General features: G+C 32.7%; 15 protein-coding genes. 12 read left to right on the top strand and 3 right to left on the bottom strand.

All coding sequences use genetic code 11. From position 1 onward, the window contains the following. Nucleotides 1-4 precede the first annotated feature (4 nt). Nucleotides 5-2,548 (bottom strand): TonB-dependent receptor, encoded by a 2,544-nt coding sequence (locus L3J35_04450; GenBank protein MCF6365434.1) that lies wholly within the window; start codon nucleotides 2,546-2,548, stop codon nucleotides 5-7. Nucleotides 2,549-2,753: 205 nt separating this feature from the next. On the opposite strand from L3J35_04450, the gene L3J35_04445 reads away from it, so the two are divergent. From L3J35_04445 to L3J35_04435, 3 genes are all read left to right on the top strand, one after another. Next, entirely contained in the window at nucleotides 2,754-2,897 is a 144-nt protein-coding gene (locus L3J35_04445; GenBank protein MCF6365433.1) for a hypothetical protein, read from the top strand. A gap of 163 nt (nucleotides 2,898-3,060) precedes the next feature. After that, a complete protein-coding gene (locus L3J35_04440) occupies nucleotides 3,061-3,639 on the top strand; it encodes a hypothetical protein (protein ID MCF6365432.1) in 579 nt (192 codons plus the stop codon). Between the two features lie 101 nt (nucleotides 3,640-3,740). Continuing rightward, entirely contained in the window at nucleotides 3,741-4,028 is a 288-nt protein-coding gene (locus tag L3J35_04435) for a co-chaperone GroES (protein MCF6365431.1), read from the top strand. A 40-nt stretch (nucleotides 4,029-4,068) separates the two neighbouring features. On the opposite strand, the gene nadB is transcribed toward L3J35_04435, so the two are convergent. Continuing rightward, nucleotides 4,069-5,643: an L-aspartate oxidase gene (nadB, locus tag L3J35_04430; protein MCF6365430.1), complete on the bottom strand. Its 1,575-nt coding sequence runs from the start codon at nucleotides 5,641-5,643 to the stop codon at nucleotides 4,069-4,071. A gap of 118 nt (nucleotides 5,644-5,761) precedes the next feature. On the opposite strand from nadB, the gene rfbB reads away from it, so the two are divergent. Then, a complete protein-coding gene (rfbB, locus tag L3J35_04425; protein MCF6365429.1) occupies nucleotides 5,762-6,817 on the top strand; it encodes a dTDP-glucose 4,6-dehydratase in 1,056 nt (351 codons plus the stop codon). A gap of 146 nt (nucleotides 6,818-6,963) precedes the next feature. After that, entirely contained in the window at nucleotides 6,964-7,416 is a 453-nt protein-coding gene (locus L3J35_04420) for a Spy/CpxP family protein refolding chaperone (GenBank protein ID MCF6365428.1), read from the top strand. Nucleotides 7,417-7,467: 51 nt separating this feature from the next. On the opposite strand, the gene L3J35_04415 is transcribed toward L3J35_04420, so the two are convergent. Continuing rightward, entirely contained in the window at nucleotides 7,468-8,469 is a 1,002-nt protein-coding gene (locus L3J35_04415; protein MCF6365427.1) for a radical SAM protein, read from the bottom strand. 158 nt (nucleotides 8,470-8,627) lie between these two features. Between L3J35_04415 and atpB the strand changes: the two genes are divergently transcribed. The 7 genes from atpB to atpG all read left to right on the top strand — a co-directional run bounded on the left by atpB (nucleotide 8,628) and on the right by atpG (nucleotide 13,911). Continuing rightward, nucleotides 8,628-9,722 carry a F0F1 ATP synthase subunit A gene (gene atpB, locus L3J35_04410; GenBank protein ID MCF6365426.1) on the top strand — a complete coding sequence of 365 codons (1,095 nt, stop codon included), beginning with the start codon at nucleotides 8,628-8,630 and terminating at the stop codon, nucleotides 9,720-9,722. A 29-nt stretch (nucleotides 9,723-9,751) separates the two neighbouring features. Then, on the top strand, nucleotides 9,752-10,000 hold the full coding sequence (gene atpE, locus L3J35_04405) for an ATP synthase F0 subunit C (protein ID MCF6365425.1): 249 nt from the start codon (nucleotides 9,752-9,754) through the stop codon (nucleotides 9,998-10,000). Between the two features lie 96 nt (nucleotides 10,001-10,096). Further along, a complete protein-coding gene (locus L3J35_04400; GenBank protein ID MCF6365424.1) occupies nucleotides 10,097-10,591 on the top strand; it encodes a F0F1 ATP synthase subunit B in 495 nt (164 codons plus the stop codon). A gap of 9 nt (nucleotides 10,592-10,600) precedes the next feature. Beyond that, the gene (atpH, locus tag L3J35_04395) at nucleotides 10,601-11,149 is read left to right on the top strand and encodes an ATP synthase F1 subunit delta (GenBank protein ID MCF6365423.1); all 549 of its coding nucleotides are present in this window, start codon (nucleotides 10,601-10,603) and stop codon (nucleotides 11,147-11,149) included. Between the two features lie 13 nt (nucleotides 11,150-11,162). After that, entirely contained in the window at nucleotides 11,163-12,746 is a 1,584-nt protein-coding gene (gene atpA, locus L3J35_04390) for a F0F1 ATP synthase subunit alpha (GenBank protein MCF6365422.1), read from the top strand. An 11-nt stretch (nucleotides 12,747-12,757) separates the two neighbouring features. Then, the gene (locus tag L3J35_04385; GenBank protein ID MCF6365421.1) at nucleotides 12,758-13,009 is read left to right on the top strand and encodes an acyl-CoA-binding protein; all 252 of its coding nucleotides are present in this window, start codon (nucleotides 12,758-12,760) and stop codon (nucleotides 13,007-13,009) included. Nucleotides 13,010-13,038: 29 nt separating this feature from the next. Beyond that, nucleotides 13,039-13,911 carry an ATP synthase F1 subunit gamma gene (gene atpG, locus L3J35_04380; GenBank protein MCF6365420.1) on the top strand — a complete coding sequence of 291 codons (873 nt, stop codon included), beginning with the start codon at nucleotides 13,039-13,041 and terminating at the stop codon, nucleotides 13,909-13,911. Nucleotides 13,912-13,952 lie beyond the last annotated feature (41 nt).

Here is a 13,952-nt window from a genome sequence, read left to right as displayed (position 1 = left end):
AAGTTTAGAATCTGATTTTTAATGCAACAGACCATGTTCTTCCGAAACCGTAAAAAACAGGAGATGTTTTATAGTCATGACCTGCACCGTCAGTTGCGTCCGCTATATATTCCGTGTCAAGTATATTATTTATTTTACCGTACAAGGAAGCGTTAAGTTTTCCCATTTTAAATTTATATCTTACACTTAAATCAGATAAAAAATATGCCGGCATCTTCCATGCGTCAACTCCTATATCTGATTCACTGACACGAGTCGTAATATCAAAATACGAGTATAAATTGTCATAGTAATTCATATCAACGCCAACGGTCAAGCGAGGCAAAACCTCTGCATCAATACCGAAAGCCGCAGTCATTTGTGCAGCATCTCCGACATGAATTCCTCCGGAGTAAATAAAAACAGAGTCAACAAAGTTTTGATCTTGATCATAAACTGCAGCTGCTACATCATCACTCCAAATCCAGTTTCCTGTAGAAAACATACCTCTTGCTTTTATTTTCTTTGATGGTTTATATGTAAATTCAACTTCAACTCCTTGATGAAGTGCATTCAATCCTGTTATATTTGCTGTTTCCTGTCCTAATGATCTTGTCAAAGCTTTGTCTAACCATTCAGTTCTGTATAAAGACAAGTTTCCGGTAACTTTCGGAGAATGATACGCATAACCTAATTCAGACGAAAGTACTCGTTCATGTTTAGCACCTTCATTAAATGTGTTGCTGTACCCTACAAATGCGTACCTAAAAAATGGTGCACGAGTAAAATAACCTCCGTTTACAAATACATTGTGGTTTTTGTTAATGTTATAGTTAACTCCTGCTTTTCCGCTGTATGCCAAAAAGTTTCGCCATTCAGAAATTTGACCTTCCTCCGGGGTATATTTAAAATAATCTGTTCGCCTGTACGAGCTGTTAGAAAACGAACCCGACACAAATGCAGAGAAATTTTCTAAAATATATTCGCCTTGAACAAAAACACCTTCCCAAAGAACTTCTCCTACACTAGAGTATGAAATCTTATCGCCTTTAAATAACGGAGTTGATGAGGGTCTGTTTGTATTTCCGCCGTCAAGATAGTAATTTCCTCCGAGTAAATCCTCAATTACTTGATAGTGATACCCTCTGTAATATCTTCCGTCAAAACCTGCCGTAAGATTTATTGCTCCTAATTTTGTATTTAAGGATGATAACACACCGTACCAATCATGAGAATTATTGCTCATTGCAACAATTGCTTGTGAACCGGTACGAGAAGCCTGATTTATTCTCATAACAGAATCATAGTCTAAGTAACCGTCCGGTGTTAATAAGGTTTCAGCATAAGGTTCTCCGGAAGGATAGTCAAATAACAAAGTGTTTTGTTGACTTCCGGTAACACGACGCCCTCCACCGCTTGATTTTGAAGCATAAACTGCCGTAGATAAGCTTGTTAAGGAATTAATGCTCCAATGGTGGTTAAGTGAAATTTGCGGTTTATGATATTGGTTGTATGCATATCCGCTGCCGTAAACTTTTCCGTTTCGGTATCCGAAGTTCGAGTTATATAAAACTCCGTCAGGATGGTTTTTGTATGTTGAAATATAATGTTGAGAACTTCTTTGGTTGTGCCATTGAGGAGCTCCGAAAGCCGTTAAAGCAATTGAATGGTCTTTATTAATACGTTTTGATACATTAAAGAAATAAGAATACCCTTTAAAATTTGTACCTCTGATGTATCCGTCTCCTTGAGTTTTGCTTCCGCTTACGGTTACTGCCCATCCGTTCTCTTGCAAACCGGTAGAAAGGGTAAAAGCTGTTTTGCTGTACCCGTTATTTCCGGTAGCAACATAAACAGAGCCTCCTTTTTTTGCATCAGTTGTTTTTGTTATGATATTAATTGTACCCCCAACCGATGAAATAGCTAACTTTGAAGCACCTAAACCTCTTTGTACTTGCATCAATCTTGTAACATCAGACAAACCTGCCCAGTTTGACCAATATACTTTTCCGCTTTCCATATCATTTACCGGAACACCGTTTATTAATACACCGATGTTATTTGAATCAAAACCTCTCAGGTTAATACGACTGTCACCGTAACCGCCGCCTTCTTTTGTTGCATATACACTTGGCGTTGACTTCAATATTTCCGGATATTCCTGATTACCTAACTTCTCGGCAATTATTTCCGGTGTAATAGTTGAAAATGAAACCGGTGTATGCCTGTCTCTTGCAAAATCTGCAACAATCATAATTTCAGCAATTTCTTCATTTTCAGGAACCATTGATACGTTAATTATCGTACCTTCAATTTTCACTTCCTGTGTTTTCATTCCGACGTATGAAAATACTAAAAAATCAGAACCCTCCGGAACAATAATTTCATACTTACCGTTTAAGTCAGTAATGGTTCCGACACTTGTGTTTTTCACTAACACAGTAACTCCCGGCACTGTTTCCTCTGTATCGGAACTGACTGTACCTGTTATTTTTGTTTGTGCAAAAGAATAAAAACTTATCCCTGTAAATACAAACATAAACAAAAATGTAAAAATCTTTTTTCTCATATAATTTGCTTTATTTAATAAAAAAACTAAAAAATAGTTTACAAATATATGAATAAAATATATTTTTATTGTTATTTAAATAATTTTAAAAACATGGTACTGTCAATATATGTGTGAATAAATTATTAAAAACTTAAACTTTCTTTAAAAGGAGATAAGTTTAGGTGTTGAAATATTCGGCCATGTTTTCAATTTACTTGATGAAATGTACATACAAGATGCTGTTGATAACAGTAAATATAACGGTTTTTACGGATATGACAACAGATTTTCTCATACCGTAAACTCTGCCGAAGTGTACCTCGGTTTACCGAGAACTTTTAATGCAGGTATTAAAATTACTTTCTAAGAATTTGTTTTTAATACAACTTAAGGCTGTCGAATATCGGCAGCTTTTTTTATTTGACAATTTGGCATACAATAATTCGCAGATAACAAAAAAACTGTCGTTTCTGCATTTTATTTTATTCGGCATAAGACTTGATATTACCCGAATAAATATTTTTAATAAAATGATACATATTAACTCATATACTGATTTTACGGAAAAGGCAAAAAAAACAGATAATTTCTGGCTGTTTCTGTATAAAAAAACATCAGAACAAAGTGATTGTGCGTATAAAAGTATATTGCAATCTGCAAAAGATATAAAAGATGAACAAAAAATATTTGCAGCAGATGTTAATACCGTTAAAGACATTCATAATCAGTATGATGTGAAAACCGTGCCGACACTGTTGAGGTTTGAAAATAACGAATTTAAAGCTGTATATAAAGGTTGCAATGACAGTAAATATTACGCCTCATTATTTTCAAATTCAATATATTCTACTTCCGGAAGTAAAGCCGCTCCGAAACAAAAAAGCGTTACTGTTTATTCAACGCCTACATGTTCTTGGTGCACAAGAATTAAAGATTATTTAAAAGACAATAAAATAAGATTCAGAGATATTGATGTTTCAAAAGACCAAAAAGCTGCCGCAGAAATGGTAAAAAGAAGCGGACAACAAGGTGTTCCGCAAACTTTAATCGGCGGACAAATTATTGTAGGTTTTGATAAAGCAAAAATTGACAAATTATTAGGTTTATAAAAGAGCAATTGTTAAAATAATAACACGTTATTAAAATCAAAAGGAAAAATAAATTTATACTTTTGTAAAATATTTAATTAAAACAATAAAATTTATATAAAATGAGAGAATTACAACCTTTAAACGAAAATGTTTTGCTTGAATTAGCAGAAAAAACAGGAGAGCAAAAAACAGCAAGCGGAATTATTATTCCGGATTCTGCAAAAGAAAAAGAAACAACGGGTAAAGTTGTTGCATTAGGGAATATTGAAAATCCGGGGATTTCTGTCGGAGATACAGTTTTATATAAAGACTTTTCCGGAAATGAAATGGAATTTGACGGTAAAAAATATCTGTTTATCGCCTATGCCGATGTTTTAGCAAAAGTTGTCGAAACTGACGCAATATAATTTTTAAACTTGTCGAGTTCTCACAACTCGGCAAGTTTTTTTACAATATCTTCCCTTTTTCAGGATAATCAACCGTATAATGTAAACCCCTGCTTTCTTTACGTGCTTTTGCCATTTTTATAATTAAATATGAGATATTTATTGCGTTTCTCAATTCGCAAATCTCTCTCGAAACTGTTGACCTGTCATATAATTTCTGAGTTTCTCGGTAAATAATTTCAAGACGTGCCAAAGCTCTGTTCAAACGCAAATCAGACCGTACGATTCCTACATAATAAGTCATGATTTGTTGCAATTCTTTAAATTCTTGCGTTATTAAAATCATTTCTTCCGGGTGTGTTGTTCCTTCATCATGCCAACAAGGAATATTCTCGTTAATGAAAAGGTCTTTTAATATTTTTGATGAATCTGCCGATGCTTTATCTGCATAAACTAATGCTTCAAGCAATGAATTTGATGCTAACCTGTTTGCTCCGTGCAATCCGGTTGAAGAACATTCTCCTGCGGCATATAATCGCTGTATTGATGTTCTGCCGTTTTTGTCAACTTTAACACCTCCCACCAAATAATGAGCAGCCGGTGCAACGGGAATATAATTCTTTGTAATATCAATTTCAAGGGTTAAACATTTTTTATAAATATTAGGAAAATGAGATTTTAACTTTTCTGCATCTAAATGTGTCGCATCTAAATAAACAAACTCATCTCCGCTTATTTTCATTTCTGTATCAATGGCACGAGCAACAATGTCTCTCGGGGCTAAATCTTTTCTTTTATCATATTTTATCATAAAAGCATTGCCGTTTTTATCGCGTAAAATTGCTCCGAATCCTCTTAATGCTTCGGTTATTAAAAAAGACGGACGCTTATTTTTATTATACAAAGCCGTAGGATGAAACTGAACAAATTCCATGTCGGTTATTAATGCTTTTGCTCTGTATGCCATTGCTATACCATCGCCGGTTGCAACTTGCGGGTTTGTGGTAATATCGTAAATATTTCCTAACCCCCCTGTTGCCATATATGTAATTTTAGAAACAAAACGTTCTGTTTTTTGTGTTTCGGGGTTTAAGACATAAGCTCCGTAACATTCAATATCACTTTTATTTCTGATAATTGTGTAGCCTAAATGATGTTGTGTAATTAAATCTACTGCATAATAATTTTCATAAACAGTTATATTTTTGTTTACTCGAATTTTATCTGTTAAAGCTCTTTGTATTTCAAAACCGGTATTGTCTTTATGATGAAAAATTCTGTTGTCGGAATGCCCGCCTTCTTTTCCTAAATTATATGTACCGTCAGAATTTTTATCAAATTTTGCTCCGAGTTCTATTAAATCATTAATCATTTCAGGACCTTCCGTTACAACTGTCCTGACAACCTCTTCATCACAAATTCCGTCTCCGGCAATTAATGTGTCATTTATGTGCTTTTGGTAAGAATCATCAACTTTCCTGACGGTTGCAATACCTCCCTGTGCATAACTTGTATTGGTATTATCAATTTTACTTTTTGTAATAACATTTACGGTTCCGAATTCCGAAACTTTAAGAGCATACATCAAACCTGCCAAACCGGAGCCGATTACTAAAAAATCTGATTTATTTACCATCAATTATTTAATTTATTTCACAAAAATATAAAAAAACAAGTTTATGCTCAGTTAATTATAATATTTTTGCAAAAGTATTGTTTCAATAAAGGTTTTTTACCTTTTTTAACCGAATAAAATGAATAAAACAATTTTAATAACCGGAGGTGCCGGATTTATAGGTTCGCACACAGTAAAATTATTTGTAAATAAATATCCTGATTATAAAATCATTAATTTAGATAAGCTTACTTATGCCGGAAACCTTGAAAACTTAACGGATGTTGCATCTTTCTCAAACTATGAATTTGTTAAAGGTGATATAACAGATACGGATTTCATTAATAAACTTTTTAAAAAACATAAGTTTGACGGCATAATTCATCTTGCTGCCGAATCTCATGTTGACAGGTCTATTTCCGACCCCGGAGCTTTTATTAATACAAATATTCTCGGAACGGTAAATTTGTTAAATGCTGCAAGAAACTCTTGGAAAGATAATCTTGAAGGAAAACGATTTTACCATATTTCAACAGATGAAGTTTACGGTTCTCTCGGAGAAGACGGTTTTTTTACGGAAGAAACAGCGTATGACCCTCGAAGCCCTTATTCTGCATCAAAAGCAAGTTCCGACCATTTGGTAAGAGCATATATGCACACTTACAAGCTTCCTGTTGTTTTAACAAATTGTTCAAATAATTACGGGGCAAATCAATTTCCCGAAAAACTTATTCCGCTGGCAATTAACAATATAAAAAACAACAAACCCATTCCGATATACGGAAAAGGAGATAATATAAGAGATTGGTTATTTGTTAATGACCATGCAAATGCAATTGATTTAGTTTTTCATAAAGGCAAAAACGGAGAAACATATAATATCGGAGGCAACAACGAATGGACAAATATTGATTTAATTTATAAGTTATGTGAAATTATGGATAAAAAATTAAATCGAGAAAAAGGAACATCGGCAAAACTTATAACTTTTGTAAAAGACAGAGCCGGGCACGATATGCGTTATGCTATTGATTCTTCAAAAATTCAGAAAGAGTTAGCATGGAAACCGTCTTTACAATTTGAAGAAGGGCTTGAAAAAACAGTTGATTGGTACTTAGAAAATGAAACTTGGATGAATAATATTATTACCGGCAAATATGAACAATATTATGAAGACCAATATGTTAAAAGATAACTAAAACTTTTTAATATTATAAAAACTGCATAAAATTATAACTTTTGCAGTTTTTTTTTATTTTAATTAAACCTTATCAGAAACATCCGGTCAAAGATGCAAACAAACAAAAATTAAATTATTATTTAACATTTAAATCAACTAAAATGAGAACAAAGAATTTTATGATTATTGCAATTTTGATATTTGTATCCGGAAGTATGTTTGCACAAGGACCAAATTCAAAACATGGAAACAGAGGAAACGGTTTCATGAATATTCCGGATTTAACCGAAGCACAAAAAACCAAATTAACAGAAATGAGAACTGCCAACATGAAAGAAATGTTGCCTTTGAGAAATGAATTAAAAGAAAAGCAAGCTCGCTTAAACACAATTTCAACCGGCGATAATGTAAATATGAAGGAGGTTAATAAAACAATTGATGAAATTGGCATTCTTAAAACAACTATGGCTAAAAAAAGAGCAGCCCACCGTCAAGGAGTGCGTAAAATATTAACAGATGACCAAAAAGTGTTTTTTGATATGCACGCAGGACAAAAAGGGCCTCACGGCAAAAACGGTAAAGGGCAAATGAACAAACATTGCCCTAACAAATAAAATGTTAAGAAAGTTTTAATCATAACTCCGAGATAAATTTTCGGAGTTATTTTATTTATATAAACCTTCCGTACAATTTTTACAAATATCAATTTGATTTCTGTTTAACAAAAGAGACTCTCTGAAATTTAAAGACTTTTTGTTGTTATTTATTTCTTTAAACGAAAACCTTTCAATATTTCCGAAAGAATACTTCGCATCTTTATCAAAACAACAAGGTAAAACTTCTCCGGTATTTGTAATTACTGATGCCTCCCACAATCTTTTGCATCTGTTTTTTAGTTTGCTTTTAATCCGAAACTTACCGGCAACATCTTTTTTATACCTTGAATGTTTTTTATTCTCAGGTATAAATTCGGTGTCATTTTCAAAATCATAAATTTGTGCAGATTTTAATTCAAGCTTATCAACTTTTAATTCTTTGCATAGTTTTTTTATCACGGGTATTTGATGTTCATTAAATTTAAAAACTAAAAACTGTACAACAACATAGGGTATTTTTGATTTTAATTCTTTTTTTGCAGAAACTATATTTTTAATCCCTTGTATTACAACTTTTAAATCACCGTTATTCCTATATTTTTCATAGGTTTCTTGATTTGTTCCGTCAACAGAAATTATTAACTTATCTAAACCGGACTTAATTATTTTTTTAGAATTTTCCGAATCCAAAAAATGACCGTTTGTTGAAGTTGTTGTAAATACCTTTTTCTTTTTTGCAGAATACTCAATTAACTTAAATATTTCGTTGTTTAAAAACGGTTCTCCCTGAAAATATAAAATTAAATTTAAAAGGTAGGGAGACAATTCATTTGTTACTTTTTTGTATAAATCAAAATTAATATGACCTTTAAATCTTGATAAATTATTATTCCCTGTCGGACATTCGGGGCAATTAAGGTTGCAAAAAGAAGTCGGCTCAACAGATAAGCTGACAGGATAAGCAAAGTGTTTTGACCTTTTAAAAACAACTGATATCAAAAAGCTGGCATACAACAAAATTGCATTAACAATCTTTTTTAATGTTATTTTTTTCAAAAAGCTGATTTGCATCTGTTTTTTACCTTTATGCCGAGAATATGATGTAAGTATAAAATTTACCTGTAATTTGAAACAAAATTAGCGTATTTTTTATAAAATTAACATTGTATAATTATTAAAAAATGTTTAATTTTGCATTCGTTTTATTATTACGATATTAAAATCGGCTTATGCTCAATAATTTAAAAATTTTAACGACAGTAATTTTAAGTTTTACGTTTTTACTTGTTTCAAACACAAGTTTTTCTCAGCATGGCGAACAAACTGAAACAGAAGAACATGAATCCGAATTCAATCCCGGCGAAATGATTATGGAACATGTCGGAGATTCTTACGGATGGCACATTACAACATTCGGAAAAACCTATATTACTATTCCGTTACCGATAATTGTTTATAGTAAACACAGTGGTTTGTCTGTTTTTATGTCTTCAAAATTTAATCACGGTCATTCTTCTTATAAAAATTTTAAAATAGCAAGCGGAAATGATAACCCTAATAATGAAAAAGTTGTTGAGGTTGTTAACGGAGAAGAAATAAGGCCTTACGACATTTCAATTACAAAAAATACACTATCTCTTTTTATCAGTATAATTTTCATATTATGGATTTTCCTAAGTGTTGCAAAAGCTTATACAAAAAGAGAAGGTCAGGCACCAAAAGGATTACAGTCATTTTTAGAACCGTTAATAATTTTTATAAGAGATGATATTGCAAAAGCATCTTTGGGTAAGAAAAAGTATATGAAGTTTACACCTTATTTATTAAGCATATTCTTTTTTATATTTCTAAACAACCTTTTAGGTTTGGTTCCGATTTTTCCCGGAGGAGCAAATTTAACCGGCAATATTGCAATAACAATGGTTCTTGCAATTTTCACATTTGTTATAATTACAATTAACGGAAATAAAAATTACTGGACACACATGGTTAATACCCCGGGGGTTCCTTGGTGGCTTAAATTTCCTATTCCCTTAATGCCTTTTGTTGAAATTCTTGGAATGTTCATTAAACCTTTCGTTTTAATGGTACGTTTGTTTGCAAATATTACAGCAGGGCATATTGTTGCATTAGGTTTTTTCAGTTTAATATTCCTTTTCGGTGAAATGGGAGGAGTCGGAGCAGGATACGGCGGGGCTGTATTTTCTGTTGCATTTACAATATTTTTAACAATGCTCGAATTATTAGTTGCATTTATTCAAGCATATGTATTTACACTTCTGTCTGCATTATATTTCGGTATGGCAACAGAAGAACACCATTAGTTTTTTATTTTTAACCCTAATATATAATTATGGATTTATTATTAGTATTATTACAAGCAGTTGCAGATTATGGTGCAATGGGAGCAGGTATCGGTGCAGGAATTGCCGTAATAGGAGCAGGTATCGGTATCGGTCAAATAGGCGGAAGAGCAATGGATGCTATTGCACGTCAGCCTGAAGCTGTCGGTGACATTCGTTCAAATATGATTGTTGCCGCTGCACTTATTGAAGGTGTTGCCTTCTTTGCAATTGTAATCAGCTTGTTGATTATTCTTTAATCAGCAAAAAATTAAAGAGTAAGATAAGCGGTTGGCTTATCTTCACTCTTATTTTTCAAAAAAAGACTTTGAATTATAACATATAAATAAAAAATTATGGGTTTAGTAACACCTGATTTCGGTTTAGTATTTTGGATGACGATATCATTTCTTGCAGTCCTTTTTATTTTAAAAAAATATGCTTGGAAACCGATATTAAAATCGCTGAAACAAAGAGAAGATTCAATTGACGGTGCATTAAAAGCAGCAGAACATGCCAAAGATGAAATGGCAAGATTAAAATCGGATAACGAAAAAATATTACAAGAAGCTCGCAAAGAAAGAGAAAAACTTTTAAGTGACGCAAGAGAGGTTAAGGAAAAAATATTATCGGATGCAAAGATTCAAGCAAAAGTAGAAGCTGATAAAATGATAATATCGGCAAAAGCTCAAATAGAAAGCGAAAAGCTTTCGGCAATTGATGAGATTAAAAATAAAGTTGTTTCATTATCTGTAGAAATTGCAGAAAAAGTTATCAGAAAATCATTGTCGTCTGATAAAGAGCAGGTTGATTATGCAAATTCATTATTAAAAGATATTGAATTAAATTAAAATATTAAAATGAATACAAACAGAATAACCGTAAGATATGCAAAAGCATTATTTGGTTTAGCTTCAGAAGAGGAAAAAGCGGAACGAATAAATAATGATATGCATTTAATAGGAGAAACAGCAAAGATTCCTGACTTTAGAAGGTTCTTGGAAAATCCTGTAATTTTCCCGTCAAGAAAACAAGTTGTATTCAACAAAATTTTTAAAGAAAAGGTAAATGAATTGAGTTTACGGTTCTTTAAATTGTTGTCTGACAATAAAAGAGAGACTTATTTAAGCTCAATAGCAAGGAATTACAGTGAATTATACCGAAAGTTTTACGGTATTAAATATGTTCAACTCACAACAACATTTAAAATTGACGATAAACTAAAAAAAGACATCTCCGATATTATTTCAACAGAATTTAAAACAAAAGTAGAGATGACAGAGCAAGTTGACAAAGAAATTATAGGCGGTTTTGTTCTGACTGTTGAAAATTTACAATACGATGCAAGTGTTGCAACAAAACTAAAAAATATTAAAAAAGAATTACTAAAAGCTCCGGCTGATAAATAAAAAAATCAATATTATGGCAGGCATAAATCCCGCAGAAGTATCTGAAATATTAAAACAACAATTACAAGGTGTAAGTTCTGAAACTGAATTTCAAGAAGTCGGGACAGTTATTGAAATCGGTGACGGCATTGCTCGTATTTATGGGTTGAAAGGCGTTAAATACAATGAAATGATTGAATTTCAAAACGGAGTTCAAGGTATTGCGTTAAACTTGGAAGAAGATAATGTAGGTGCAGTACTGTTAGGGCCGTCACAAGGAATCGGAGAAGGGGATACCGTTAAAAGGATGAAAAAAATCGCGTCTATTGACGTAAGTGAAGGAATGCTCGGAAGAGTCGTAAATACATTGGGAGAACCCATTGACGGAAAAGGAGCAATAACCGGTGAGAAATACAATATGCCTTTGGAACGGAAAGCTCCGGGTGTAATTTATCGTCAACCTGTAAACGAACCACTTCAAACAGGAATAAAAGCAATTGATTCAATGATACCGATAGGAAGGGGTCAGCGAGAATTAATTATCGGAGATCGCCAAACAGGAAAAACTGCAATTGCTGTTGATGCCATTATCAATCAAAAAGAATTTTACGATAAAGGTGAGCCTGTTTATTGTATTTATGTTGCAATAGGACAAAAAGGTTCAACAGTTGCAAGTATTCAAAAAACACTTGAAGAAAACGGTGCATTAGTTTATACCACAATAGTGTCTGCAACTGCTGCCGAACCTGCTGCACTGCAATTTTATGCACCTTATGCAGGAGCAGCAATAGGTGAATATTTCAGAGATACAGGAAGACCGGCTTTAATTATTTATGATGATTTATCAAAACAAGCTGTTTCTTACAGGGAAGTTTCTCTTCTTTTAAGAAGACCTCCGGGGCGTGAAGCATATCCGGGTGATGTATTTTACTTACATTCTCGATTATTAGAGCGTGCAGCAAAAATCATTAATAATGATGAAATTGCACAACAAATGAATGATGTTCCTGATTCTTTAAAAGGAAAAATTAAAGGCGGCGGGTCATTAACAGCATTACCGATTATTGAAACACAAGAAGGTGATGTTTCGGCATATATTCCTACAAATGTAATTTCAATTACAGACGGACAAATATTTCTTGATGTTGATTTATTTAACTCAGGTGTAAGACCGGCAATTAATGTAGGTATCTCGGTTTCAAGAGTAGGCGGAAATGCACAAATTAAATCAATGAAGAAAGTTGCGGGAACTTTAAAACTGGACCAAGCACAATACAGAGAATTAGAGGCTTTTTCTAAGTTCGGTTCTGATTTGGATTCAGCAACTCTTTCTGTGCTTGAAAAAGGAAGCCGAAATGTTGAAATATTGAAACAAGGCCAGTTTGAGCCTTACACAGTAGAAGCCCAAACTGCAATTCTTTTTGCCGGAACAAAAGGTTTGTTGAGAGATGTTCCTGTAGAAAAAGTTAAAGATTTTGAAAATGAATATCTTGATTTCTTGAAAACAAAACATGCAGATGTTCTTGAAGCCTTATCGCAAGGAAAATATTCGGATACAGAAATTAAAGTTTTAGAGGAGGTTGCAAAAAGTATCGCATCAGCTTATAAAGCAAATTAAAGAATGCTAAAATGGATCAAAAGCTATTTGATGAAGCAGTATTAAAATCTAAAACATTAACGGAACGACCGTCTAATGACATTTTACTGAAATTATACGGTTTATTTAAACAAGTTACAGAAGGAGATGTTCAAGGAGAACGCCCCGGAGGATTTGATTTTAAAGCCGCAGCAAAATATAATGCTTGGGAATCATATAAAGGAAAAACAAAGGATGATGCTGCAAGCGAGTATATTGATTTAGTTAATTCCTTAATCGGATAATTTTATAAAAACATTCATTTTGATTGTTTATGGCAAATTTAAAGGATATAAGAACACGCATATCATCTGTTAAATCTACAAGACAGATTACAAGTGCAATGAAAATGGTTTCTGCATCTAAACTAAGAAGAGCTCAAAATGCTATTACACAGTTAAGGCCTTATGCAAATAAGCTTAATGAGATTTTAAGCAGATTAAGTGAAACAAAAGGAACAGTTTCTGACAATATTTATGCAGAAGAAAGAAAAGAAGAAAATGTTTTGTTATTGGCAATAAGTTCAAACAGAGGGCTGTGCGGACCGTTTAATTCAAATATTGTTAAAAAAGTAATTGAACTAAGTGAGGAACAATATTCTGAGCAGCATGAAAAAGGAAATTTGACAATTGTAACAATGGGATTTAAAAGCGGTCAAATTTTAAGTGCAAAGGGATATGAAATTTCATATAATTTTGATAAAATATATGAGGATATGTCTTACGAAAAAGTTTCAGTTATTGCCGAGCAATTAATGAATGATTTTGTTGAGAAAAAATATGATAAAATTGAAATTATTTATAACCGATTTAAAAATGCAGCTGTTCAAATTTTAACTCAAGAACAATTTTTGCCTATTAAACCGGATGATTCTGTTAATGATAATCATGACTATATTTTTGAACCTTCGCAAGAATACATCTTTGAAACATTGATACCGGATTCTCTTAAAACACAGCTATTTACAGCACTAACAGATTCTTTTGCTTCTGAGCAAGGTGCTCGTATGACGGCTATGCACCAAGCAACAGACAATGCAACAGAAATGATTCGATCCTTAACACTTAGCTATAATAAAGCACGACAGGCAGCTATTACAAAAGAAATTTTAGAGATAACGGCAGGAGCGGAGGCACTGAAAGGATAACAAGAAATAGAACATTGATCAGAAATATTCTGTAAATAAAA

This window comes from Bacteroidales bacterium (assembly GCA_021648725.1).
In the GTDB taxonomy this organism is placed as follows: domain Bacteria; phylum Bacteroidota; class Bacteroidia; order Bacteroidales; family JAADGE01; genus JAADGE01.
The sequence above is the reverse complement of the archived record's forward strand: the minus strand, read 5'-3'. Positions and strand labels throughout refer to the sequence as shown.